This is a genomic window from Bacillus sp. GC_Bacil_1 (assembly GCF_026540675.1).
GTDB lineage: Bacteria > Bacillota > Bacilli > Bacillales > Bacillaceae_G > Bacillus_A > Bacillus_A cereus.
In genome coordinates this window covers 280125-305273 of sequence record NZ_JALNUG010000002.1, presented here as the reverse complement: position 1 = coordinate 305273, position 25149 = coordinate 280125, and the positions used below count along the sequence as shown (strand labels likewise).

Here is a 25149-nt window from a genome sequence, read left to right as displayed (position 1 = left end):
ATGAATGTCATACAATTAAAAGAAGATAAGTTCAGAGAAGCATTATGTTTATCAGAATACGCTTTTCAATATAAAGTAGATGAGGAACGATTACAGCAGCAACTTACAAAGATGAAGGAAAGTCATGAAATATACGGCATTATGGAAGGGGAAGACTTAGCAGCAAAACTACATCTTATTCCGTTTCATATTTACATAGGTAAAGAAAAATTTAAAATGGGTGGCGTTGCAGGGGTAGCGACGTATCCTGAGTATAGAAGAAGTGGGTATGTAAAAGAGCTACTTCAATATTCACTTCAAACGATGAAAAAAGATGGCTATACAGTCTCTATGTTACATCCATTTGCGGTTTCATTTTACCGTAAATACGGCTGGGAACTTTGTGCGAATTTAGTCACATGTCATATGACTAAGAGCGATTTAGTGATGAAAAAACAAGTAAATGGCACTGTGAAACGTTTCAATAAAGAAAATCATCCAGAAGAAGTCGAGAAGCTCTATGAAGCATTTGCAGAACGTTTTTCAGGTATGTTAGTTCGAGAGAAGAACTGGTGGTTTCAAGCGGTTTATGATGATTTAACATTAGCGATTTACTATGATGAAAATAAAAAGGCAGCCGGTTACATGTTATACAAAATAGAAAACTATAAAATGACAGTAGAAGAATTTGTACCACTGCATAATGAAGCACGAAATGGTCTGTGGAACTTTATTTGCCAGCATGATTCTATGATTAAAGAACTTGAAATGACAGTAAGTGAAAACGAACCGTTGCTATATTCATTGCAAGAGCCACGCGTGAAGACAGAAATAAAACCATATTTTATGGGAAGAATTGTAGATGTAGAGCAGTTCTTAAAACAATATGAGTTGAGCTGGAACAATGTACAGCAAGAAGTGATTCTACACATTACAGACGCATTTGCTCCGTGGAACAACGTATCAGTGAGGCTTGCGAATCATGAAATAACAATTATGAAAGAGGAAACAATAGATAAAGGAATTAAGCTGGATATTAACGCATTATCTACAATAATGTTTGGCTACAAGCGTCCGTTAGAACTTAATGAACTAGAATTCATTAGCGGAAGCGAAGAGGAAATACAAGCATTTGAGAATATAGTTCCAGTACGTAAAGCTTTTATTTATGATTTCTTTTAAGCTTTAAATAGGAAATGGGGCTGTCCCAAACAAAATTTGGGACGGTTTTCTCTTTGGTTCTCGTTTTTGTCGGTAAGTCGATGTATTCTAAAAACCGCTGATATAAATTGATTCACAAACAAGGGATTAAAATTGCAACTATACGTAGTTACGCACTTGACTTTTAGTCCTTGTAATTTATAATTAAAAACGGAATGAATTTTCATTCCTAAAAATAGAGGTGGAAAAAATGGCTAAAAACAAACAAGAGGATATTTTTGATGCTGCGATGCAACTTTTTGCAGAGCGTGGTTACGATGGTACGACAATTCCAATGATCGCTGAAAAGGCAAAAGTCGGTGCGGGTACTATTTATCGCTATTTTGAAAATAAAGAGGCACTAGTTAACTCATTATTTTCAAAAAGTATGTTAGAGCTTTCTGAAATGATAAAAACAGATTTTCCTGTTGAAGCAAATATTCGTGAACAGTTTAGTCATACGTACAACCGTTTATTTGAATTTGCGAGAAACAATGTGGACGCTTTTTTATTTACAAATTCTCACTGTGACAGTTATTTTCTTGATGAACAAAGTAAGAAAATATTTGACGATTTTATAGGCTTCTTTATGAATATTATTGAAGGTGGAATCGCAAAAGGTTTTCTTCGTCCATTGCCTCCAGTTGCTTTAATTATTATTGTATATCAGCCGCTAGAAGCATTAACGAAAGTAATTGCAACAGGGCAATTAGAATACTCAAAAGAGTTAGTAAAAGAATTGGAAGAAAGCTCTTGGAATGCTATTAGAATCATTTGATTCTATAGCTTTATAAGGACAGGAATGAATATTCATTCCTAAATAGATTTAAAAAATGAAAGTAGGAGAGGGTATTTGTGCAACCAAAGGAATGAACATTCATTCCAGAAAAGATTAGTTTAATAGGGTCTATAGAATAAATCAATAGAATGATAGGAATGAACGTTCATTCCTAAAAATAGTTTCAAAATAATAGGAATGAATATTCATTCCGGAACTAACATTATACTTTCAAAACGGGAGATGATTAAAATAAGTAAGCTAAAAAATTGGAGAAGTTTATCTTTTCTATTATGGATAGTTATTACTATTACAATGATCGTAACGATGCCTAATATGGATAAATTAGTGAAAGAAAAAGGGCATATTACGATTCCGAATACAGAGCAAAGTAGTATCGCTGACAAAATGATAAGAGAGATGGATAAAGACGGGACAGAAAAATATGATGTTATAGCTGTTTTTAATAGTGGAAGTAAAGCAGCTTTAACAACTGAGCAAAAAGATGAAATAATAAAAACAATCAACGCTTTACAAAATGAAAAAGAGCAATTAGGAATTAAGGAAGTTGTTTCACATTTAGATAATAAAGACTTGGAAAAACAATTGATATCTAAAGACAATACGACCATTTTAACGCAAATTTCTGTAGATAAAAAACATGGTGAAATATCAAAAATTGCAAATGGGCTTCATAATAAAATTAAACCGAAGGGAGTTAAAACGTACTTAACAGGAAGTGATTTAATAGCGGGTGATTTTCTTACATCCTCTCAAGAGGGAGTGAAAAAGACAGAAGTTATTTCTATCATTTTCATTTTAGTTGTATTAATCATTGTATTTCGTTCACCAATTGTTCCAATCGTTTCTCTGCTTACAGTGGGTGTATCATATTTAGTTTCAATGGGGATTATTGCCCATCTAGTAGATCAATTTAATTTTCCGTTTTCTAACTTTACACAAGTGTTTGTAGTTGTTGTCCTGTTTGGGGTTGGAACAGACTATAACATTTTATTATATACAAGGTTTAAGGAAGAATTAAGTAAACAAGAAAATGCATTTTTAGCTACGAAAGAAACGTTTAAATCGGCAGGGAAAACCGTTTTATATAGTGGGATAGCAGTACTAATTGGTTTTGCATCTCTTGCTTTAGCGAGTTTTAAATTATATCAGTCTACTTCAGCCGTAGCAATTGGTGTCGCAGTATTATTACTCGTATTAACTACGTTAAATCCATTTTTTATGGTGCTTTTAGGAAAAGGAATGTTTTATCCAGTAAAAACATTTAAAGGTCATGAGGATAGTCGTTTATGGGGATTTCTTGCGAAAAACTCAGTAGTAAGACCATTCGTAGCTTTAATCATTGTATTTGTGATATCGATTCCTTTCCTAATGAAATATTCTAACACACTAAATTACAATGATTTATTTGAAGTAGATAATAAATATGAATCGAAAAAGGGGATTAACGTAATAGAAGAACATTTTCCACCTGGTTTTTCTTCACCAAGTACGTTAGTCATTCAATCGGATAACAAGTTAGACGAGGCGAGTTCTCTTCAAACTTTAGATGAACTAACTGATAAGATTTTGAAAGTGAAAGGTGTGTCAGAAGTATATTCACCGACGCGTCCAACTGGGGAAAGGATAAAAGAACTATATATAAATAAACAAGCTGGAGAACTAAATACGGGGTTAGGAGATGCCAATGGTGGTATAAAGGACATTAATGATGGGTTAACTGCTGCGAAAGATAAAATGGGTAGTAAAGACTCAAATAGTCTTGCAAACGTTCAAAAGTTAATTGATGGAACAAACGAAGCGAAAAACGGTGTAACGGCATTAGGAACAGCTTTACATCAACTATCAAGTGGTATAAATGACGGAGCACAAGGTGCGCAACAAATTGAGGGTGGATTAACTTCAGTAAATGAAAATATAAATGTTTTATCTAATGCAACTTCACAACTTCATGCTGGTTATGCACAGTTAGAAAAAGGTTTAAGCTCTTACGATCAATACTTTGGAAGTATTTCTCAAGCAATTGATGGTGCGAAAAAAGGTTATGAACAAATTGAAGTGTTAATGACCAATTTTATTCAAACGAAACCAGAATTAGCAAATGATCCGAACATACTACAAACGATAGGAATTGCTAAAGAGGCTCAGAAGCAATTAGGTGTGCTTTCAAATGAATTAAATCAATTCGCAACGCATCATAAAGCGGCGATGGGCTCATTTAAAGAAGCGAATCAATCGTTATTGAAAGTGGATAACGGTTTAAAAGAAATGAACAATGGAGTTACTAAATTACAAAAAGGAGCAGCTGATCTTAAAAATGGATTAGATGAAGGTGCTTCAGGTTCTAAACAAATTGCGAACAAGTCATCTGAGTTACAAACCGGATTAACAAAAATAAATGATGGGCAAGGCCAGTTATTAACCGGGCTGAAAGACTTGCAAGAACAGATGGGGCAATTACAATCAGGATTATCTAAAAGTACAGAAGGGCTCGAAAAGGTAAGTAACGGACTAGGGGATGCTCAGAAATATTTAGGAGAATTGAATGAATCAAAAAGCTCTGAGAAATTTTATATTCCAAAAGAAGTTTTAGAGGGAGAAGATTTCCAAAAAGCATTGAATACGTACATGTCACATGATAGAAAGACTGCTAAAATGACAATCATTTTAGACGTAAATCCGTATTCAAAAGAAGCGATGCCAATCATTGAAGAAATTAATAAAACGATAGACGGTACATTAAATGGTACAGAATTAAAATCAACAAAAAAAGCGATCGGCGGTACAACAGCAAGAAACGTTGATTTAAAAGAAGTAACGGGCCAAGATTTCTTACGTACAGCTACAATTATGTTAATTGGAATTGCGGTTGTATTACTCGTTATTACACGGTCATTTTTAAATACAATCTTCATTATTGGATCTTTAATATTAGCTTATTTTGCATCACTTGGTATAAGTGAACAAATTAGTACACACATACTAAACGTAGAGTCATTGAGCTGGAATGTACCATTCTTTAGTTTTATAATGATAGTCGCTTTAGGTGTGGATTATAGCATTTTCGTAATGATGAGATACAATGAGCTAGAGGGGGACCCAGCAACGAAAATTGTAAATGCATCTCGTCACATAGGAGGAGTCGTATTATCAGCGGCACTTATTTTAGGTGGTACATTTGCTGCATTAATCCCTTCAGGTGTATTGACGCTTATACAAGTAGCATCTGTTGTTGGTGTTGCACTGTTATTATTAGCTATTATTGTGATGCCAATATTGATACCTGCGTTAATAGGGTTAACGAATAAAATGAAGAATTATACGAAAAAATTAAGTGAAAGAAAGTAAAGGAATCCCCTTTTAAAAGGGGATTCTTCTTATTTAATAAATTTGTCCATCACATCTTTATATTTTGCGAATTTTTCATCTTTCATATCTCTGTTCATTATGAAATATGCTTCTATATAATATTATTTCGTTAAAAACGTACATTTTATTCAAGATAGAAAAGGGATGAATAGTAATCAACCGTTGCTATTCATCCAGCTTCTACTATATAATAGCTATAGTCTACAATAATTGAGTCGTAATATGCGATTTTTTAAGACAATCGGTGAGAAAACGCTGAAATAAGCGGTATTAGTAGGAGGACACAAATGATTACAGTAAGTAACGTTAGTTTGCGTTTCGCGGATCGCAAATTATTTGAAGATGTTAACATAAAATTCACGCCAGGTAACTGCTACGGTTTAATCGGAGCAAACGGTGCTGGTAAATCAACATTTCTAAAGATTTTATCTGGAGAAATTGAACCATCAACAGGTGATATACATATTACGCCAGGTGAGCGTCTAGCAGTATTAAAACAGAACCACTTCGAATATGAAGAGTTCCCAGTATTAGAAACAGTAATTATGGGTCACACGCAACTTTACAAAGTAATGCAAGAGAAAAATGCTATTTACATGAAAGAAGACTTTAGTGATGAAGATGGAATGCGTGCTGCAGAACTTGAAGGTGAGTTCGCTGAGCTTAACGGTTGGGAAGCTGAGTCAGAAGCTGCAATCCTTCTAAAAGGTCTTGGTATTGGTGAAGATCTTCATGACAAAAAATTATCAGAATTGACTGGTGCAGAGAAAGTAAAAGTATTACTTGCTCAAGCATTATTCGGTAAACCTGATATTCTATTACTAGATGAGCCTACCAACCACTTGGACTTAAAAGCGATTCAATGGTTAGAAAACTTCTTAATGAACTTTGAAAATACAGTAATCGTTGTATCCCATGACCGTCACTTCTTAAATAAAGTATGTACGCACATGGCTGATCTTGATTTCGGTAAAATTCAACTTTATGTTGGTAACTATGACTTCTGGTATGAGTCAAGCCAATTAGCTTTAAAATTAACACAAGATGCTAATAAGAAAAAAGAAGAGAAAGTAAAAGAGTTACAAAACTTCATTGCACGCTTTAGCTCAAACGCATCTAAAGCGAAACAAGCAACTTCTCGTAAAAAATTATTAGATAAAATTACATTAGATGATATTAGACCATCATCACGTCGTTACCCATTCGTTGGCTTCACACCTGAGCGTGAAATAGGAAATGACTTATTAACTGTTGAAGGCCTTTCTAAAACAATTGATGGAGAAAAAGTGTTAGATAATGTGTACTTCACTTTAAATAAAGGTGATAAAGTTGCATTTATCGGTCGTAACGATATCGCGATGACAACATTATTTAAAATCCTTATGGGTGAAATGGAGCCAGATAGCGGTTCATTCAAATGGGGTGTTACAACATCTCAATCTTACTTCCCAAGAGATAACTCTAAGTACTTTGAGAACAGTGACTATAATTTAGTTGATTGGTTACGCCAATTCTCTCCACAAGATGAGTCAGAAAGCTTCTTACGTGGTTTCTTAGGCCGTATGTTATTCTCAGGTGAAGAAGTTAAGAAGAACGTTTCTGTATTATCTGGAGGCGAAAAAGTTCGTTGTATGTTATCTAAAATGATGTTAAGTGGTGCGAACGTAATCACACTTGACGATCCAACGAACCACTTAGACCTTGAGTCTATCACTGCATTAAACAACGGTTTAATTGCTTTCAAAGGTACAATGTTATTCACATCTCATGACCATCAGTTCGTACAAACAATTGCAAACCGCATTATCGAAGTAACACCAAACGGTGTAATCGATAAAGAGGCAACTTACGATGAGTACTTAGAAAATGAAGAGCTTCAAAAACAAGTAGATGCAATGTACAAAGGTCAATAATATATCATGAAAAAACTCGCTCTTTTTAGAGCGAGTTTTTTTGTCGAGAAAACATAACACCACTGGTGGGGCAAATGAATAATTATTCAAATATAATATTAATGAACATGAGGATTTTTCATGTACGGAAGAGATGTAATGACTTTAAGATTTAGTTGAAGTAGGGAAATGTAAGATGAGCGATATAATTAAATAACATTATTTTGTCATGTGAAATATGTACCAAAATTGGAGATAGAATAGTTTGCGAATGAGTTTATAAAGGTATATAGTATGGGATGTCATAATTAGTGGATGAATCTTGGGAGAAACAGGAAATGTTACAAATTTATTTTGTTAAATAGAAACCAAGGTCAAAATGTTTAAAAAGAAATAGTTGAATAAATACTAGCTTCAAATTATAATTACTAATATTCTTCATATAGTTAAATAAAGATAATCTATTTGAAGAAGAAAATTTGAATAGAGAGACAGACTTATAAAAAATAAGCCTTGGATGATTAAAAGAGGTGGAGAAATGAAACAGTTCTTATTAAAGAGCAAAAGTGTGTTAAGCAATCATTTTGGATTCTTTCTGTTTGCCGTTATTTTATTTTGGCTCAAAACATATGCCGCGTATGTAACGGAATTTAATTTAGGAATTTCAAACACAATCCAAAAATTCTTGCTGTTTTTCAACCCGCTTAGTTCAGCAGTTCTATTTTTAGGACTTGCATTATTTGCAAAAGGGAAACGATCTTATATTTGGTTAATCGTTATCAACTTGTTATTGTCGATTCTTTTATACGCAAACGTAGTATACTATCGCTTTTTCAGTGACTTTATTACGTTCCCGACATTAACACAAACGAATAACTTTGGAGATTTAGGTGGTAGTATTCTTGCGTTGCTACATCTTTATGATCCACTATACTTTTTAGACACGATTATATTAATTGTGTTAGTCGCAACAAAATTTGCAAATCCAAAACCAATTCGTGTTGCGAAGCATAAATTATCTCTAGTATTTGTAGCAGGTATTTTATTATTCAGTGTTAACTTAGGTCTTGCAGAGTCTGACCGTCCTGAATTATTAACAAGAACGTTTGACCGTAATTATATTGTGAAATATTTAGGGGCATACAACTACACAATTTATGATGGAATTCAAAGTGCGAAAGCATCGACAGAACGAGCATTAGCTGATGGCGATAATATGACAGAAGTACGAAATTATTTAACATCAACTTATGCAAGTCCAAATCCTGAGTATTTCGGTAAAGGAAAGGGAATGAACGTAATTTATATTCATTTAGAGTCATTCCAAAACTTCTTAATTGATTACAAATTAAATGGTCAAGAAGTTACACCGTTCTTAAACTCATTTACAAAAGATGCGAATACACTATACTTTGATAACTTCTTCCATCAAACAGGACAAGGGAAAACATCTGATGCGGAGTTTATGTTAGAGAATTCAATGTTTGGTTTACCGCAAGGTTCTGTCTTTACAACGAAATCTCATAATACGTATCAATCAGCACCAGCTATTTTAGGACAACAAGGATACACATCAGCAGTATTCCACGGTAACTACAAAACATTCTGGAACCGTGACGATATTTATAAATCATTTGGTTTTAATAAATTCTTTGATGCGTCATACTACGATATGAATGAAAAAGACGTAGTAAACTACGGATTAAAAGATAAACCGTTCTTTAATGAATCTATTCCGTTATTACAAACGTTGAAACAACCTTTCTATACGAAGTTTATTACGTTATCGAACCATTTCCCTTATCCAATCGATAAGGCAGAAGCAACGATTGAACCAGCAACAACAGGTGATTCATCAGTAGATACGTACTTCCAAACAGCACGCTATTTAGATGAATCTGTAAAAGGCTTCATCGATTACTTGAAACAATCTGGTTTATATGATAACTCAATTATCGTTATGTACGGAGACCATTACGGTATTTCAGATAATCATAACGCAGCAATGTCAAAAGTAATGGGTAAAGAAATGAACTCATTTGAAAATGCACAGTTACAACGTGTACCTTTAATCGTTCGTGTACCAGGAGTGAAAGGTGGCGTACAACATCAATATGGCGGTGAAATTGACGTTCTTCCTACGTTATTACACTTACTAGGTACAGATACGAAAAACTATGTTCAATTCGGTTCAGATTTATTATCACCAGAGCATAAACAAGTCGTTGCGTTCCGTAACGGTAACTACGTAAGCCCAACTGTTACTGCACTAAACGGCAAATACTATGATACAACAACTGGAAAACCTGTAGAATTTACAGATGAAATAAAGAAAAATGAACAAATGGTTCAAAACTCACTAAAATACTCTGACCAAGTCGTAAATGGTGACTTATTACGATTCTACACACCGGAAGGATTCACTCCAGTAGATCGTTCGAAGTATAACTATAACAATCGTGATAAAAACAAAACGAAGGTAAAAACGACTCCGGAAGGGGAAGCTAAATAATAAAAGGCGCTATTCATATGAATAGCGCTTTTTATTTGTAAATATACCATCATTATTAGACAGAACTAGCTGTTGCTTTTTGTTTTGCTTTTCCGAAGAAAACTACACCGACGATGATAATAATGATAAATGCCCATTTAATGAAAGGGTTACTTTCGAAAAATCCAGCAAACCATTTCTCATCTACAATCATTTTTGCAGCAGTATAAGCTAAAACCGCTGCTCCAATCGTAATGATGACAGGAAAACGATCCACCCATTTTAAAATCAATGTACTGCCCCATACGACTACAGGAATAGAAACTAATAGACCAATGATTACTAAAGAAAAGTTACCATGGGCAGCTCCTGCAACAGCGAGTACATTATCAATGCCCATTAACGCATCAGCGATAATAATGGTTTTAATAGCAGACCAAAATCCTTCTTCGGCTTTAATATCATGATTTTTACCCTCAGCAATCAACTTGTAAGCGATCCATATAAGAAGTATACCGCCAATTAGGAGTAAACCAGGTATTTTTAATAACCAAACGACAACTAAGGTAGCGAGGGCTCTAATAGCGATTGCCCCGACAGTACCCCATATAATAACTTTTTTTTGTTGGTCTTTCGGTAATCTTCTTGCTGCTAATCCAATTACGATGGCATTATCTCCGGCTAACACTAAATCGATTACAATGATGGCAAGCAAGGCAGACAAATATTCAGATGAGAGAAACTCCATATACATATCACTCCTTATGGTTAATATGTGCTAAAGTGTTGATAATATAAAAAGGGTTGAAATTTTATATTCAATCCATAATTTCTTACTATATTTTGATAAATCTGTTTTAATTTCGTATAAGTCGCTTTTGCAATCTTTTTTGTTTTTCGATTCTTTTTCTTAATTTTCGATTCATCTTTTTAATACGGTTTTCTTTTCTACTATCCCAGTTATCACTTCTGATTTCATTAATAGATGTATCTTCCTTAGCGCGAAAACGCCTTACTTTTTTTACGAAGGAAAGGGGAATGTTGCCGATAACACCTTGTTTTTCTAACGAATCCTCTTTATCTAGACACCAATCAGGATGAGATAATAAATAATCGAAATCAAATATTATCTCGTATTTTTTATCCATATATGTATACCATTCATCTAAAGTACACTTATTTTTGTATGTAAATATATTGATCCATCAGTCATAGCACAGCACCAATAGTCAAAATAGCTCCATAGTACCCATTCTTTCGGTACATCTAGTGTTAAAATTACCATTTTTGAATTTGTTCTACCCCAAGCTTTATGATTTCGATTTGGGTAATTATTTGCTTCCCAGACCCAAATAGGATAGTTACCTTCGTAATGAGGCAATCTTGTTTTAGCAACGCGCACCATCCAGTCATATGAATATAAATCGTCTGGATCGATGAATTCTTTATTACCTTCTAAATAACCAAGTTTCTTAAATTGTTTCCAAGCTTCTTCAGTTTGTACTGTATATACGATCATATGGCACCTACTTATTTAAACTAAATTTTAGTATAACATGTGATTTTGAATTTTTATTGATATTAGAGAAGGGGGAATTTGAGTCGAATATACGAAGAGTAATTCCCAAAACGACAAAAAGACTTGATTCCCAGCTAAAGGGAATCAAGTCTTTTCATTACATACGATTATCATGCCAGAAGTTTAATGGGAAATGTTCGTTCTCATTATATGCTTCTAATTCATATCCTTTTTCTTTCAGTCCTTTAATAATTCCAGGTACTGCTTTTACTGATTGTGGATGAATATCATGCATAAGGATAACTTCTGTTGGATTTGTAGCACCATGTAACACGTTCTCTACAATTTTAGCGGATGCAGCATCAACTTGCATTTTGTTGTATTTCCAGTCTAAAGAATCAATTGTCCAATCCCAAACTTTTAAGCCATTTTCTACAACTTTGTTGCGAAGAGCTTCGTTTAATCCTGGCATAGAGCCGTAAGATGGACGAGTTAATACTGGTGATTTACCTAAAACACCAGCGATTAAGCCTTGGTCTTCCTTCATTTCATCTACGTAATGACCTTCTGTGTAAAGTTTCTTGTAGTTATGAGTCATACTGTGCATCCCAACGTAGTGGCCTTCAGCATCTTCGCGTTTTACAAGATCAGGGAAAGCTTTTACGTTTGAACCAATTAGGAAGAATGTTGCTTTTGCATTTTCTTTCTTTAACATATCTAAAAGCTCAGCTGTGTATTTTCCAGGACCATCATCAAATGTTAAATAAGCGACTTTTCTAACTTGCCCGTTATAATGTTTAGGAGCTTCTTTCGGAGCAAGAGATGTTTGAATCTCACTTACAAGTTGAACAGATTTTGCTTCATCCTCTGTACTAGCTAGAGCAGTATGTACTGATCCCAAAGCCGCTTCGTATGTGAATAATACCCCCGCACAAACTAACATAGCCCTTTTTACTAAAGTTGTCATTCGAATTCCATTGTGCATAATTTTCCTTCTCTCTATAAAAGTTCTACTCTACTATATTAGCAATTATAGGTAGGGAAATGCAAAAAAACTTTTTTACAAGTGTAAAAAAGTTTACTCAAAAGTATGCAAGATTTTATATCAATTGCAGTTTTGAAAAATAGGATGAATTTAAACTTTATTATTTAAACTTTCAATCATCAAATTTAAATCTTCTAATAAGGATGCATGCGCTTTTTTAGGAGAACCTGTATCAAAGGGAGGCTGAGGGTCGTATTCTAACATGAGTTGAACTGCTTTGCTTTTTTCATCTCCAAATTCCCAAGCTATTAACTGAAGGGCCATATCAATACCTGCAGATACACCAGCAGCTGTTATAATTTTTTCATGGCGCACGAATCTCTCTTCAGTTGGAATAGCTCCGAGAGAACGAAGTAAGTTAAAACAGCTCCAATGACTAGTAGCTTTAACACCATTTAGTAGACCAGTAGCACCTAAGATTAAGGAGCCCGTACATACAGTTGTAGTCCACTTTGTCGTTTTATGTGTTTGGAGAATCCAATTAAGAGTTTCTTCATCCTTCATAAGTTGTGTAAAGTTAGGCGGACGACATCCAGGAATAACAAAAATATCTGCTGAAGTAATTTCATTAAAATTGTAATCAGCATGTAAATAGCCCATTTTCGAATCTAATTTTATTAATCCCTTCGTTTTAGCAACAAATTTTATGTTGTTGTTGCTTTCTGCAGCAAATACTTCGTATGGACCAATAGCATCTAATGCAGTAATTCCATCATAGAGCATAATAACGATTTCCATTAAAACCTCTCCTTTATTTGTTACGAATTGAATCTAGTAACGATAAGGAAGATAAAATTATTGAATATTCTTTTATCGTTACTTTAAATATACTATACCCCTAATGTGTATCGCTTAGTGCAACTGTGTCAAAGGTGTGACGAAATCTATGAATAGGTTCATTTATTTTGAAAAGGTGTATTCACTTACTTAATGGGTAAAAGTTTAATTTACTTGGAATTTCTATTAAAAACGATATGCAACTTTCACAGAAAGAAGAAATGAAAAATATAGTACTTAGGCTAAAGTCTTAAAACGAAAGGAGACTAATCATACTTTCGTATCATTTCATTTTCGTTCCAATTATTGATTCGAATATTTTTGTTTTTTATTAAAATATTGGTAAAGAAACAATTACATGAAAAAAGGAGTGGGAATATGGATAATTATATTTGCACTACATGTGGAGTACAGTATCCCGAAAATGAAGAAGCACCTTCTCGCTGTAAAATTTGTAATGAGGAAAGACAATATGTTAATCCAATTGGGCAGTCATGGACAACATTAGAAACGATGCAAAATAGCAATTTATACAAAAACGAAATAATAAAAGAAGAAAGCGGTTTGTATAGCATTACTACTAAACCTAAATTTGCGATTGGACAAACAGCATTTTTAATACAAAGTAAAACTCTAAATGTTATGTGGGATTGCATTAGTTATTTAGATGATAAAACGATACAACGTATATATGATTTAGGTGGTATTCAAGCAATAGCACTTTCTCATCCACATTATTACTCTACACAAGTTAAATGGGCGGAAACATTCAATGTACCTATTTATATTCATGAAGATGATAAAGAGTGGGTGGTTCGTCCGAGTAAGCAAATTAAATTTTGGTCTGGGGAGCATCTGATATTATCGGAAGAACTTACATTGCATCGCTTAGGAGGCCATTTTAAGGGGGGAACTGTTATACATTGGAAAGACGGTAATGAAGGGAAAGGCATTTTGTTATCAGGTGATATTATACAAGTAGTTTCGGATCGAAAATGGGTAAGTTTTATGTATAGTTATCCCAATCTCATTCCATTACCAGCGAATAAAGTTAGAGATATGGCAGAGAAGGTAAAAGATATCCAATTTAGTCGACTATATAATGCATTTCATGGTGTGGTGGAAGATGCGAATAAAGCTGTACAAAGATCTGCTGATCGGTATATAAAGGCCCTGCAAGGAGAACTATTTCATACGTAATAGCTTGTAATTCATCTCTACATTTATATAACTAATTTTATATGAATTTTATACTAAAGTCCTATTGTTTATTAACTAATAGGTCTTTCAACTTAGGAAGTTCACACTAATGAGGGATGTTAAAGGGAATATATGTAACCTATACTAATTACTATAAAGCTTTGGAAAATGAAAAGGAGGAGATTTGCATGAAGAATTGGGTTCAATTTAGAATTGCAAGACCAACAGATAAATTTGAAGAAGTGATAAGTTTTTATGAAACAGGATTAGGTTTAAAACGTATAGGGGAATTTCACAATCATGAAGGATATGATGGGGTTATGTTTGGCTTACCAGATGAAGAGTATCATTTGGAGTTTACTACACATGTTAATGGAAGTCCATGTCCGGCACCGACAAAAGATAATTTACTAGTTTTTTATATGCCTAATAAAGATGAAATTGAAAAGATAGTGAATCGATTAAGTAATATGGGCTATCATGAGGTGGAACCAGAAAACCCGTATTGGATAGAGAAAGGAACCACAATAGAGGATCCAGATGGTTGGAGAATTGTGCTTATGAATGCATCTGAATAAAGAAACTATTTTCATATGAAATAGAGTGTATCAAAATGATTTAGACATAAATCCCTACAGTGTTTGTAGGGATTTTTATATAAGAAGATCTTATTGAGAGAGTTATTAAAATGTAGAAAGTATTTTGGCTAAGAACAAATGTAATAAACATAATTTATGAAGGAGGTATAAAAGTATGATAGTAAACCATTTTGAAGAGTTTTCTAAACATGTTGGAAATACACCTCTCATGAAATTAAAATGCGAAGAAACGAAGGATCTTTCTATCTATGCTAAATGTGAATGGCATAACCCTACAGGGTCAATTAAGGATAGGGCGGCACTTGGAATGATTAATAAATATTTACAAGAAGCGGACAAAAAACAAAATATTTTAGAGTATAGTGGTGGAAGCTTAGCGAGGTCAATTGGGTGTATTTGTAATTATTTAGGGATTCAATGCACGTTAGTTTTAAGTTCTGGAACCGGTAAATCTCTATTAAATGAACTTGATCGTTATGGTGCTAACGTAATCTTAGTTGATAAATGTAAAGGGTTCTACGCAGTAATTGAGAAAACAATAGAGATTAGCAAACAAAAGCCAGAATTATACTTTTTATTCCAACATTATAATAATGCAAATCTAGTAAGTCATATAGAAGGTACAGGGCGAGAAATTATTGCACAAATGAATGGAAAACCAATACATGCATGGGTAGCATCTGCTGGTACTGGTGGAACTCTAATGGGAGTCTATACAGCAATAAAGAATTATACAAAAAATGTTGAACTACATTTAGTAATGCCTGCTGAATTGCCTTATGGTTCGGAACAACCACCTAATGATTTAAAGAAATATGCTGGATCAGGTGGGTTCGGCTTAGGAAGGAAACAACATTTCATAGAACAGGAAGAAAATTTGATAGAAAAACAATGGACTTATTCATATGAAGATACCCTGTATGAAATGGCACGTTTTTACAAAGATACTGGTATAAAAATAGGAACTTCTGCGGCAGCGAATTTATTAGCAGCTAAACAAATTGGGAAAGAAAAAGGTGCGAATTTTAATGTAGTTACAGTTTTTCCGGACGCAGGGTCAATAGAAGAGTGGTCAGATGTAAAAAATTTAGTTGAAAAAATAGGTGATTGAGAGGACCATTAAAAGTTCTTTCGTAGTTTATATCTTATTCTACGCAAAATTGATACCATCAAAAAACTGTATGTTTAACATGTACAGTTTTTTAATGGTATAGCTGTGCAATGTTTAGAAATTTCACATACCGTATTTTAAAAATAAATATAGGAAAAATAAAAAGTAATGTAGAATATATCGTACATACATATATACAGTCAACATAAAAGATAAAGAGGTGGGTATATGTTACTTGAGGAAGTAATGCAGCAACTAGAGGAATATGGAACAGAACAAAATCGAAAAACGTATAAAAACCACGGAGCGAAAGAGCCATTATTCGGAGTTAGTTTTGCGAATCTAAAATTGTTAAAAAAGAAAATAAAAAAAGATCACGATTTAGCAGTTGAATTGTGGGAAACAAAAAATATGGACGCGATGACATTAGCAACTTATATTTTAGACCCGAAGAATATAACAGCAGAACAGCTTAATAGTTGGGTTCAGGATGTTGATTATTACTGTTTAATGGATGTTTTTATGACATCTATATGTACTTCGCCAATTGCAATAGAAAGAATGAAAGAGTGGACAAAGTCTAATGATGAATGGATTGGAAGAGCTGGCTGGTCTTTATTAGCAAATATATCGATTAAAAATAAAGCGTTACATGATGATTTCTTCTCTCCATACTTAGAAGAGATTAAAGAAAATATACATAATGAAAAAAATAGAAAAAAAGAAGCGATGAATAGTGCTTTAATCGCAATAGGAATTCGTAATGAAGACTTAGAGCGACAAGCGATTGAAATTGCACGTGAAATTGGAAAAGTAGAGGTTGATCACGGTACAACATCATGTAAAACACCAGATGCAGAAAGCTATATAAAAAAAGCGAGAGAAAGAGCTGAAAAAAAGAAAATGAAATAAGAAAAGAGGAACGGCTATGAAACCAATTGAAGCAGCACAAAGCATAATTACATCACAATTTCCGAATTGTGATGTAGCTTTACTCGGTGGAAGCGTTGCACGAGGAGAAGCGACAAAAACATCTGATCTTGATATTGTAATAGTTGACCAAAGTTTAACTTCTTGTTATAGAGAATCTTTCTATAGTAATGGATGGCCTGTTGAGGTGTTTGTTCATAATTTTACAACATATAAAGCCTTTTTCAAAATGGATTGTGATCGAGGGAGACCGTCGTTACCACAATTAGTTTCAGAAGGGGTTGCATTAAAAGGGGAAAAGGAAATTGTTGAGAAATTAAAAAAAGAAGCGAATGATTTACTACATAAAGGACCAGCTAAATGGACCGAAGATACGATTAAGCAGAAGCGATATTTTATTACGGATATTTTAGATGACTTTATTGGTGCAACAAAAAGAGAAGAAGAATTGTTTATCGCTAATTTATTAGCGGATTTAGTACATGAATATGTATTAAGAGTAAATGGTAGGTGGCTTGGGAGTTCAAAATGGTTTATTAGAGTGCTAAGAAGATATGATGGGCAATATGCAAACAAATTTGTAGCGGCTTTTGATCATTTTTATAAAACGGGAGAGAAAAATGAATTAATTCATTTTATAGAAATGACGTTAGAACAGTATGGTGGAAGAGTGTTCGAAGGATTTTCTATTGGTAAATAAAAAGGGGAGAGAAAAATGAATGTACCATATGTTCAATTAAGAGAAATGACATTAGATGATGTAGAAGATCGCTATCAATGGTCGTTAGATAGAGATGTAACAAAGCATTTAGTCGTACCAGACCAATATCCTCCGTTCACTCGTGGAGATACGAGAATCTGGATTGAAGCTTGTATAAGCCGAAAAAATGGTTATGAACAAAGGGCGATCGTTACTGAGAAAGGTATACATATTGGATGGGTAGATCTTAAAAATTTTGATAAAACAAATAAAAATGCAGAACTAGGAATTGCGATTGGAAATAAAGACTATTGGGGGAAAGGATTTGGAATGGCAGCTCTAAACAGCATGTTACAAATAGGTTTTTCCCAGTTTGAATTGGAGAAAATTTGGTTACGTGTAGATGAAGATAATACACAAGCTAAAAAGAGCTATGAAAATGCCGGATTTGTATGCGAAGGGTTAATGAGAAATGATCGATTGAGACAGGGAAAGTTCATTCATCGCTATCGTTACAGTATATTAAAAGAAGAGTATGAATCAAAAAATAATAACCTATAAAAATATTATGTCAATTAAAAAGGGGAAGATAAAATGATTCGATTACTTACAAAAGCGGATGCAAAACAATATTGGGAGTTACGTTTACAAGCACTACAAGTAAATCCAGAAGCATTTGTAACGACTTATGAAGAAGCAGTACGTCAAGAAAACCCTCTTGAACGCGTTGCTAGTAATCTTTCATCCAACAGTAGTTTTACATTTGGTGCTTTTAATAATGAAAATCGTTTAGTTGGGGTTGTTACTTTATTAACAGAAGAAAAGGACGCATATAAGCATAAAGGGCATATCGTTGCAATGTATGTAGATACTGAAAATCGAAGAAGTGGTCTTGCACGTGATTTAATACGTAAAGCAATTGAAAGGGCAAAAGAGATGAAGCTAGAGCAATTGAACTTAGGGGTTGTGTCAACGAACGAACCAGCCAAACGATTATATGAATCAATGGGATTTAAAACGTACGGAATTGAAAAAAGGGCTATAAAAATGAATGGTGTGTATAGTGATGATGAACATATGGTGTTGTTCTTTTAAGAGATGAAGTTTTGTATGAAAAAGGGGAAAATGCGACTATAAGATGGGGAGTTTGGCATATAGCAGATCATAATCGGTATCATCAAGCACATATAAGTCGATTGAGGAAATTATATAGAGAATATAAACTACATATTCTTTAATTTTTGAATGAACAAACGCCCCTAAATAATAATTAAAGGAGGCGTTTATTTTTATTTGTTTGCTTTTCTTCCCAAGCTATCATTAAATTTTTATGATAATCTTTTGGTTTTTCAATAGAAAACCAGTAAATTGAATGTGCAATAGTTGGTAGCCATCTTTTATGGCGGATTCGTATATTTTCATGGTGAGTATAGTGGGTCGAGATTAAGGTAGATTTTGACCCTTGAAAATTTTGGTATGTAATATCCTTGATTTCATACCAATACACTTTATTCCCATGCAAATCTACTACAATTCTTTCATCATCCCAATAGGAACCTATATCGTTTGCACGTGTTTTCCATAAGGTTAGGGCATACTTTAGTAGCCATAAGGAGAAAAATATTGAAATAATTCCTAGTAAATCAAATTCTTCCATTAAAGATAAAACACTTATTAGAAGGAAAACAACTCCGAAAGAAAGTACAAATAAAATAGATTGTATAGAGGCTCTGTATATTTTCAGTGTTATCACATCCATAGAAGTAACTTATTTTTAAAATTATTTCTGTTTAATGTTTTTATATTAAGTATAATAAATGAATGTATTATTATCCTTTTCATTGCAAGTGAATGGAAAGTGAAATGTAAGTTTGTATGTAGATTTTTCATCGCGTATACTAAAATATATGTTATAGAGATTAAAAATTAAATACAAGGGGTTTTACAATGAAAGCAATTGTTATAGGGATACTGGCATCATTTTTCTTTGCCTTTACCTTTGTTTTAAACCGGGCAATGGACTTAGAAGGTGGAAGCTGGATTTGGAGTGCATCATTACGGTATTATTTTATGTTTCCAATGCTATTACTTATTGTTATGTATAGAGGGAACTTAAAGCAACTCTTTCAATATATGAAAAACAATCCGAAAGAATGGTTAGTATGGAGTGTCGTTGGATTTGGTCTCTTTTATGCACCGCTTAGTTTTGCTGGAGCGTTCGGACCAGGTTGGCTCGTTGCATCAACATGGCAAATTACAATCGTTGCAGGGATTTTGTTAACACCATTTTTTGCGGTGGATCCACTACATAAAAAACTTCCGATGAAGGAATTAGTTATGTCGGGCATTATTTTATTCGGTGTTGTTCTCATGCAAGTAGAACATGCTTCTTCATTAGGTATTCGTGAAACCGTTTTATGTGTAGTTCCTGTACTTATTGCAGCATTTGCGTATCCTCTTGGAAATCGAAAAATGATGCAAGTTTGTAAAGGGGAATTAGATGTATTTCAGCGAGTACTCGGTATGACATTAGCAAGTTTACCATTTTGGTTTTTATTATCTGGTTACGAAGTATCAACTGGCGGATTACCGTCAAGTAACCAAGTTTTTCAATGTTTTATTGTAGCAGTTAGTTCTGGGTTAATCGCGACAATATTATTTTTCTTTGCAACAGATCTTGTAAAAGATGATCCACAAAAACTAGCAACAGTGGAAGCGACGCAGTCTGGTGAAGTTTTATTTGCGCTAGTAGGAGAGCTGATATGGTTATCTGCACCAATTCCGTCATCTTTATCTTGGGTTGGTATGAGTCTCGTTATTATTGGAATGATACTTCATAGTTATGTGGCTGTCGTTGTAAAAAAAGAAGAAAAAATAACGGCGTAATGAGATTAGCTCTTTTTATTAAGAGTTAGTCTTTTTTCATAGAAAGGGATGAAAATATGAATTTACAGCGTGTTGAACAAATTGAAAAAGATTCAATATTAAATGTGCTACAATATGCGGTCGGTCCAAATGAAATAAGCTTAAAGGAGGCAGTAATATTTTATCAAAGTAATAAAGGGACTTTGTACAAATATGAAGAAAAAGCTTGTATAGGTATTGAAGTAATCGGAGCAACTAAAGCACGAGTATGTCATATAGCAGTGGCTTCAGATTATCGTCAAAAAGGAATTGCACTGCAAATGATTAAAGAAGTGGTAAGGATATATCAATTGACTTATATAGAAGCAGAGACAGACGATGGGGCGGTAGAATTTTATAAAAGAATTGGTTTTCAAGTTAAAAGTTTAGGAGAAAAATATATGGGAATCGAAAGATTTCATTGTTATTTGGAAAAATAGTATAAAAATATGTATATGGAGTATAGCTTGAAAAAATAAGATTTACATTTTTCTTCATTTAATAAAACTCTCGTTTATCATTCTCTACGATTTTAATAGAGTTTTGAGGCTTCAGTACACCCATATACATATTTTTGTAGTAATGAATATGATTAAGTTAAAAATTAAGAAAAATATGATAATATATTTATATAAAAGTTTAAATTTACGTGGCTAGTGAGGGAACCAATATGAAAATGAATGAAATAGTAGCAAGCACACAATTTCCAAATACAATCGAAACAATAACAAAAGATTTAAAAGCATTAGGAATCGAAAAAGGAATGACAATTATCGTTCATTCATCACTAAGTTCTATCGGATGGATATCTGGTGGTGCGGTTGCCGTAGTAGAAGCATTAATGAAAGTTGTTACGGAAGAAGGAACGATAATAATGCCAACGCAATCTTCGGATTTGTCCGATCCGAAACACTGGTCAAGACCACCTGTACCGGAAGACTGGTGGCAAATTATCCGAGATAACGTCCCTGCATTTGATTCACGTATAACCCCAACAAGGGGAATGGGTGAAATAGTTGAATGTTTTCGTACATATCCGAATGTAGTACGTAGTAATCATCCGCTAGGAAGTTTTGCTGCATGGGGAAAACATGCAGTAGAAATAACAATGAACCATTCATTATCAATGAGCTTTGGAGAAGAATCTCCATTAAGAAAAATATACGATTTAGACGGGTACGTATTATTAATTGGTGTTGGATATGATTCAAATACGTCTGTTCATTTATCCGAGGTGCGTACTGGTGCATGTGAGTTAATACAAGTAGGAGCACCTATTATAGAAAACGGTGAAAGAGTGTGGAAAGAGTTTGTTGAAATGGATTACGAATCTGAGAAGTTTGTAGAAATTGGTGTTGAGTTTGAGCGAAAAGGAACTGTAAAAAATGGGAAGATAGGGAATGCAACGTGTCGTCTAATGAAACAGCGTGATATAGTTGACTTTGGAACAGAATGGTTTCGTAAGAAAAATTAGTAAGGGATGGTTACAATGAAAGGGAAAAAAGTATTAATTACGAGCGGTGGTTGTCTAGAAAAATGGGATCAAGTACGCGGGCATACGAATATGGCTAAAGGTACAATCGGAAGGATAATCGCAGAAGAACTTCTAGCTAAAGGGGCACATGTTATATATTTACACGGTTATTTTGCGGAGAAACCAAGCGATGTACATAGAGGGTTAGAATTACATCCATTTGAAGGGATTGTTGATTTACAAGATAAAATGAAAAGTATCATCACACATGAAAAGGTTGATGCGGTTATTATGGCAGCGGCTGGATCAGATTGGATTGTGGAGAAGATCTGTGATCAAGATGGTAATGTTCTTAATATGAACGGAAAAATTTCAAGTGATATAGCACCGATTATTCACTTTCAAAAGGCTCCAAAAGTATTAAAACAAATAAAAGAATGGGACCCAGAAACAGTACTTATTGGTTTTAAACTTGAAAGTGATTTAAATGAAGAAGAACTGTTTGAAAGAGCGAAAAATAGAATGAAAGAAGCAAGGGCGAATGTAATGATTGCGAATTCACCACATTCTTTATATTCGCGCGGAGCTGTGCATTATGTAATTGGACAAGATGGTAAAGGGAAGTTGTGTAATGGGAAAGATGAAACAGCGAAAGAAATTGTCAAAAGCTTAGAGGTATTATGTAATCGTGTCACTGCTTTTTAAAATTAAGTTTTTAGATAAGAATGAATCCGCATAGTAATAAGTAAGCGAAACTTTAATTGGTGGGAATTTTACTTTTACACGAATGTGAAGCGTATATCAATCAAGAGCTATACACAGAATAATTGGTGAGGAGTGGATTCTATGGAACATTTATTAAAGCAAGCTATTAAACTTAGAAACGAAAAGAAATATGCGCAGTCTAAAGAGATGCTTATAGGATTAACAAACTTTACAAAGGATGCAGAAGTACTGTATCAGTGTGCGTGGATACATGATGTAATGGGGCTAGAAACAGAAGCAGTTCCGTATTATGAGCAGGCAATCGCAAATGGACTTGATGGCGAATCCCTTTGCGGTGCTTATATTGGTCTAGGAAGTACATATCGTTGTATAGGGGAATATGAAAAGGCAATTACAGTATTAGAAGCTGGGGTGAAAAAATTCCCAGAGAACGATCCGATGAAAGTATTTTTATCATTAGCAAAATATAACGTAAACGATCACGAGTCAGCGATGAAATTATTACTTGAAACTGTCGTGAAAGTAGAGGAAGTAAAAGAATTTGAACGTGCCATTTCATTTTATAAAGACCACTTAAATGAGGTTTTTAAATAAAGGAGTGAACGTATGAATGTTACACTATCGCGAAGGCGAAAAGGTATTTGGATTGGACTCGTCTCTTTAATTATGCTATCAAACTATTTATTGTATGCTCTTCCAATAGTACCAGCTGCGCCGAAAGAAGTTGTACTTGGGTCATTATTAGATTGCATGTTTGTCATTCCAATCATCACGTATTTCTTCATTATTCGAAAAAGGTACTCGTTAACGTATATAGTTCCTGTTGTAATAGCTGGTTATATTTTTGCAAGATTTATTATTCCAAGTGACTATTTACAAGATTTTTCATACGTTTCTTATATTATAATTGCAGGAGAAATTGCTTTTGTATGTTTAGAGTTATTCCTTCTATATAAAATTGTTAGAAAGCTTCCTACCATAATAAAAAAATATAAAGAATATAAAAGTGAGTACTCTTCATTTTCTTATGCAATTGATGCTGCGTTTGACGCTACTATGAAAAGAAATAAATTAATAGATATCATTGTAACGGAGTGTAAGTTAATCTATTATGCATTTTTATCGTGGCGTGAAAAAGTACCAGAAGGTGAATACGTATACTCATATCACAAAAAGACTGGTGCAATAGGTGTATATATCATGATCATCCATGCGACCTTAATAGAAAGTATTGGTTTTCATTATTTGCTACACCAGTGGAATCCAGTAATAGCATGGATTTTACTTATTTTAAATGTATACGCGATGATTTATTTTATAGCTGAAATACAAGCGATGCGTAAAAATCCACTTAACGTAACAGAAGAACAAGTAATCATTCAAATTGGATTAGGAAAGAAAATTGTTATACCATTTACACAAATTGATAATATTGCGTTCTACAAGGGTGATGAATTGCTAACGGCAAAAGAAGGGAAACAGGTATTGGATGCAACTGTTATGGAGTTCATAAAAGAACCTGCTACTTTTGAAATAACATTAAAAGAGCCAGTGAAAGCACAGTTGTTATATGGATTTTCTAAAACAGTAAGTCGTGTGCACTTAAATGTTGATGAAGAACGAAAATTTTATGATGCGGTTAAGGAAAAGTTAAAACATGAGTAATAGTGCTGTTAGTTACATAAAAACAAATAAGCTTCCGTTAGAAGTGAAAAAATATGAAACATGGATAGTGAAAAACTCTTTCTAAATAAGAAGGAGTTTTTCTTGTGTACTTGTATAAATCATTATATAAAAAACTATATACTTCTTTATCGTTAGATAAGTGGATATAATTGAGGATAGAACTAGTATAAGGGGAAACAAAATAATGAATAAGTTACTTACATCGAAAAGTGAAATTATAGAAAGAAAAATCCGGTATAACTCAACAATAGTAGATCACAATTGTTTATTACTTGAAAAGCAATCACAAAGTATCGTTTTATTTCACGAGGTGCAGTATTCATTTACAATGACTGCAAAAGATACTAAGTTAACAATCCCAAAAGGAAGTTATACAATCGCATATTATTGGAAAGATCGTCCGTACAATTTATACGTATGGAGAGATATAAAAGGGAAGTATTTAGGTTCCTATTTTAATATCGTAAAAAACACACAAATAAAAGGAGAAGTGGTTTCCTTCGAAGATTTAATCATCGATATTATGGTACTTCCAAATGGAGAATACTTCCTATTAGATGAGGATGAATTACCAGAACCATTAGGAAATTTCGAAGGTGGTTATGTGAACGAAGCTCTTCATTTATTAACGGATACAATTAAAACGTTCCTTCCAAAAATAATAAAAGGGACTGCTGATATCTTTAAAAATAAATAATGTTCGCTAAAACCTAGTTGACTTATCGGAAATATTTGTATAATATGTACT

General features: G+C 33.5%; 23 protein-coding genes and 2 pseudogenes. 20 read left to right on the top strand and 5 right to left on the bottom strand.

From position 1 onward, the window contains the following. The 5 genes from OXT04_RS04680 (at window position 1) to ltaS (ending at window position 9751) form a co-directional block, all read left to right on the top strand. Window positions 1-1161 carry a GNAT family N-acetyltransferase gene (locus OXT04_RS04680; RefSeq protein WP_001100911.1) on the top strand — a complete coding sequence of 387 codons (1161 nt, stop codon included), beginning with the start codon at window positions 1-3 and terminating at the stop codon, window positions 1159-1161. 229 nt (window positions 1162-1390) lie between these two features. Then, window positions 1391-1957, top strand: a complete 567-nt coding sequence (locus OXT04_RS04675) for a TetR/AcrR family transcriptional regulator (protein WP_267413459.1) — start codon at window positions 1391-1393, stop codon at window positions 1955-1957. A 252-nt stretch (window positions 1958-2209) separates the two neighbouring features. Continuing rightward, a complete protein-coding gene (locus tag OXT04_RS04670) occupies window positions 2210-5326 on the top strand; it encodes an MMPL family transporter (protein ID WP_267413704.1) in 3117 nt (1038 codons plus the stop codon). 308 nt (window positions 5327-5634) lie between these two features. Then, window positions 5635-7260, top strand: a complete 1626-nt coding sequence (locus OXT04_RS04665; protein ID WP_000633860.1) for an ABC-F family ATP-binding cassette domain-containing protein — start codon at window positions 5635-5637, stop codon at window positions 7258-7260. A 517-nt stretch (window positions 7261-7777) separates the two neighbouring features. Next, window positions 7778-9751: a lipoteichoic acid synthase gene (gene ltaS, locus OXT04_RS04660; RefSeq protein ID WP_000808748.1), complete on the top strand. Its 1974-nt coding sequence runs from the start codon at window positions 7778-7780 to the stop codon at window positions 9749-9751. A gap of 55 nt (window positions 9752-9806) precedes the next feature. On the opposite strand, the gene OXT04_RS04655 is transcribed toward ltaS, so the two are convergent. The 4 genes and pseudogenes from OXT04_RS04655 to OXT04_RS04640 form a co-directional block, all read right to left on the bottom strand. Then, window positions 9807-10478 carry a TerC family protein gene (locus tag OXT04_RS04655; RefSeq protein ID WP_000395169.1) on the bottom strand — a complete coding sequence of 224 codons (672 nt, stop codon included), beginning with the start codon at window positions 10476-10478 and terminating at the stop codon, window positions 9807-9809. 109 nt (window positions 10479-10587) lie between these two features. Further along, a pseudogene (locus OXT04_RS04650) lies at window positions 10588-11249 on the bottom strand (DUF3841 domain-containing protein). Between the two features lie 157 nt (window positions 11250-11406). After that, complete coding sequence (locus OXT04_RS04645) at window positions 11407-12234, bottom strand: peptidoglycan-N-acetylglucosamine deacetylase (protein ID WP_000551449.1); 828 nt, start codon at window positions 12232-12234, stop codon at window positions 11407-11409. 150 nt (window positions 12235-12384) lie between these two features. Further along, window positions 12385-13032, bottom strand: a complete 648-nt coding sequence (locus OXT04_RS04640) for a DJ-1/PfpI family protein (RefSeq protein WP_267413446.1) — start codon at window positions 13030-13032, stop codon at window positions 12385-12387. Window positions 13033-13449: 417 nt separating this feature from the next. On the opposite strand from OXT04_RS04640, the gene OXT04_RS04635 reads away from it, so the two are divergent. The 8 genes and pseudogenes from OXT04_RS04635 to OXT04_RS04600 form a co-directional block, all read left to right on the top strand. After that, a complete protein-coding gene (locus OXT04_RS04635) occupies window positions 13450-14271 on the top strand; it encodes an MBL fold metallo-hydrolase (RefSeq protein WP_000371021.1) in 822 nt (273 codons plus the stop codon). A 188-nt stretch (window positions 14272-14459) separates the two neighbouring features. Then, on the top strand, window positions 14460-14849 hold the full coding sequence (locus OXT04_RS04630; RefSeq protein WP_000800670.1) for a VOC family protein: 390 nt from the start codon (window positions 14460-14462) through the stop codon (window positions 14847-14849). A 175-nt stretch (window positions 14850-15024) separates the two neighbouring features. Continuing rightward, window positions 15025-15981 carry a PLP-dependent cysteine synthase family protein gene (locus tag OXT04_RS04625; RefSeq protein WP_075720272.1) on the top strand — a complete coding sequence of 319 codons (957 nt, stop codon included), beginning with the start codon at window positions 15025-15027 and terminating at the stop codon, window positions 15979-15981. A gap of 228 nt (window positions 15982-16209) precedes the next feature. After that, window positions 16210-16893, top strand: a complete 684-nt coding sequence (locus OXT04_RS04620; RefSeq protein ID WP_000923452.1) for a DNA alkylation repair protein — start codon at window positions 16210-16212, stop codon at window positions 16891-16893. 16 nt (window positions 16894-16909) lie between these two features. Then, complete coding sequence (locus tag OXT04_RS04615; RefSeq protein WP_016512664.1) at window positions 16910-17611, top strand: nucleotidyltransferase domain-containing protein; 702 nt, start codon at window positions 16910-16912, stop codon at window positions 17609-17611. A gap of 15 nt (window positions 17612-17626) precedes the next feature. Further along, complete coding sequence (locus OXT04_RS04610) at window positions 17627-18172, top strand: GNAT family N-acetyltransferase (RefSeq protein ID WP_267413435.1); 546 nt, start codon at window positions 17627-17629, stop codon at window positions 18170-18172. Window positions 18173-18205: 33 nt separating this feature from the next. Beyond that, window positions 18206-18706, top strand: a complete 501-nt coding sequence (locus tag OXT04_RS04605) for a GNAT family N-acetyltransferase (protein WP_000620322.1) — start codon at window positions 18206-18208, stop codon at window positions 18704-18706. Beyond that, a pseudogene (locus tag OXT04_RS04600) lies at window positions 18703-18849 on the top strand (DinB family protein); the annotation flags it as partial. The gene OXT04_RS04605 and the pseudogene OXT04_RS04600, both read left to right, overlap by 4 nt. 32 nt (window positions 18850-18881) lie before the next feature. On the opposite strand, the gene OXT04_RS04595 reads toward OXT04_RS04600, so the two are convergent. Next, on the bottom strand, window positions 18882-19268 hold the full coding sequence (locus tag OXT04_RS04595; protein WP_232733576.1) for a hypothetical protein: 387 nt from the start codon (window positions 19266-19268) through the stop codon (window positions 18882-18884). A gap of 290 nt (window positions 19269-19558) precedes the next feature. Between OXT04_RS04595 and OXT04_RS04590 the strand changes: the two genes are divergently transcribed. The 7 genes from OXT04_RS04590 to OXT04_RS04560 all read left to right on the top strand — a co-directional run bounded on the left by OXT04_RS04590 (window position 19559) and on the right by OXT04_RS04560 (window position 25098). Beyond that, the gene (locus OXT04_RS04590; RefSeq protein ID WP_267413425.1) at window positions 19559-20497 is read left to right on the top strand and encodes a DMT family transporter; all 939 of its coding nucleotides are present in this window, start codon (window positions 19559-19561) and stop codon (window positions 20495-20497) included. A 56-nt stretch (window positions 20498-20553) separates the two neighbouring features. Further along, entirely contained in the window at window positions 20554-20955 is a 402-nt protein-coding gene (locus tag OXT04_RS04585) for a GNAT family N-acetyltransferase (RefSeq protein WP_267413423.1), read from the top strand. Window positions 20956-21185: 230 nt separating this feature from the next. Further along, complete coding sequence (locus tag OXT04_RS04580) at window positions 21186-21989, top strand: AAC(3) family N-acetyltransferase (protein WP_000783341.1); 804 nt, start codon at window positions 21186-21188, stop codon at window positions 21987-21989. Window positions 21990-22004: 15 nt separating this feature from the next. Continuing rightward, on the top strand, window positions 22005-22694 hold the full coding sequence (locus tag OXT04_RS04575; protein ID WP_000676727.1) for a phosphopantothenoylcysteine decarboxylase domain-containing protein: 690 nt from the start codon (window positions 22005-22007) through the stop codon (window positions 22692-22694). Between the two features lie 141 nt (window positions 22695-22835). Next, entirely contained in the window at window positions 22836-23309 is a 474-nt protein-coding gene (locus tag OXT04_RS04570) for a tetratricopeptide repeat protein (protein ID WP_000400637.1), read from the top strand. Window positions 23310-23321: 12 nt separating this feature from the next. Continuing rightward, on the top strand, window positions 23322-24380 hold the full coding sequence (locus OXT04_RS04565; protein ID WP_097821870.1) for a hypothetical protein: 1059 nt from the start codon (window positions 23322-23324) through the stop codon (window positions 24378-24380). A 205-nt stretch (window positions 24381-24585) separates the two neighbouring features. Continuing rightward, window positions 24586-25098, top strand: coding sequence for a ribonuclease FAU-1 family protein (locus OXT04_RS04560; protein WP_001037890.1), 513 nt, complete (start codon window positions 24586-24588; stop codon window positions 25096-25098). Window positions 25099-25149: the final 51 nt, after the last annotated feature.

Bases quoted from the DNA above. Each gene is read 5' to 3' on its own strand.
- OXT04_RS04680 (WP_001100911.1), top strand. From the start codon at position 1: ATGAATGTCATACAATTAAAAGAAGATAAGTTCAGAGAAGCATTATGT.
- OXT04_RS04675 (WP_267413459.1), top strand. From the start codon at position 1,391: ATGGCTAAAAACAAACAAGAGGATATTTTTGATGCTGCGATGCAACTT.
- OXT04_RS04665 (WP_000633860.1), top strand. From the start codon at position 5,635: ATGATTACAGTAAGTAACGTTAGTTTGCGTTTCGCGGATCGCAAATTA.
- ltaS (WP_000808748.1), top strand. From the start codon at position 7,778: ATGAAACAGTTCTTATTAAAGAGCAAAAGTGTGTTAAGCAATCATTTT.
- OXT04_RS04655 (WP_000395169.1), bottom strand. From the start codon at position 10,478: ATGGAGTTTCTCTCATCTGAATATTTGTCTGCCTTGCTTGCCATCATT.
- OXT04_RS04645 (WP_000551449.1), bottom strand. From the start codon at position 12,234: ATGCACAATGGAATTCGAATGACAACTTTAGTAAAAAGGGCTATGTTA.
- OXT04_RS04640 (WP_267413446.1), bottom strand. From the start codon at position 13,032: ATGGAAATCGTTATTATGCTCTATGATGGAATTACTGCATTAGATGCT.
- OXT04_RS04635 (WP_000371021.1), top strand. From the start codon at position 13,450: ATGGATAATTATATTTGCACTACATGTGGAGTACAGTATCCCGAAAAT.
- OXT04_RS04630 (WP_000800670.1), top strand. From the start codon at position 14,460: ATGAAGAATTGGGTTCAATTTAGAATTGCAAGACCAACAGATAAATTT.
- OXT04_RS04625 (WP_075720272.1), top strand. From the start codon at position 15,025: ATGATAGTAAACCATTTTGAAGAGTTTTCTAAACATGTTGGAAATACA.
- OXT04_RS04620 (WP_000923452.1), top strand. From the start codon at position 16,210: ATGTTACTTGAGGAAGTAATGCAGCAACTAGAGGAATATGGAACAGAA.
- OXT04_RS04615 (WP_016512664.1), top strand. From the start codon at position 16,910: ATGAAACCAATTGAAGCAGCACAAAGCATAATTACATCACAATTTCCG.
- OXT04_RS04610 (WP_267413435.1), top strand. From the start codon at position 17,627: ATGAATGTACCATATGTTCAATTAAGAGAAATGACATTAGATGATGTA.
- OXT04_RS04605 (WP_000620322.1), top strand. From the start codon at position 18,206: ATGATTCGATTACTTACAAAAGCGGATGCAAAACAATATTGGGAGTTA.
- OXT04_RS04595 (WP_232733576.1), bottom strand. From the start codon at position 19,268: ATGGAAGAATTTGATTTACTAGGAATTATTTCAATATTTTTCTCCTTA.
- OXT04_RS04590 (WP_267413425.1), top strand. From the start codon at position 19,559: ATGAAAGCAATTGTTATAGGGATACTGGCATCATTTTTCTTTGCCTTT.
- OXT04_RS04585 (WP_267413423.1), top strand. From the start codon at position 20,554: ATGAATTTACAGCGTGTTGAACAAATTGAAAAAGATTCAATATTAAAT.
- OXT04_RS04580 (WP_000783341.1), top strand. From the start codon at position 21,186: ATGAAAATGAATGAAATAGTAGCAAGCACACAATTTCCAAATACAATC.
- OXT04_RS04575 (WP_000676727.1), top strand. From the start codon at position 22,005: ATGAAAGGGAAAAAAGTATTAATTACGAGCGGTGGTTGTCTAGAAAAA.
- OXT04_RS04570 (WP_000400637.1), top strand. From the start codon at position 22,836: ATGGAACATTTATTAAAGCAAGCTATTAAACTTAGAAACGAAAAGAAA.
- OXT04_RS04565 (WP_097821870.1), top strand. From the start codon at position 23,322: ATGAATGTTACACTATCGCGAAGGCGAAAAGGTATTTGGATTGGACTC.
- OXT04_RS04560 (WP_001037890.1), top strand. From the start codon at position 24,586: ATGAATAAGTTACTTACATCGAAAAGTGAAATTATAGAAAGAAAAATC.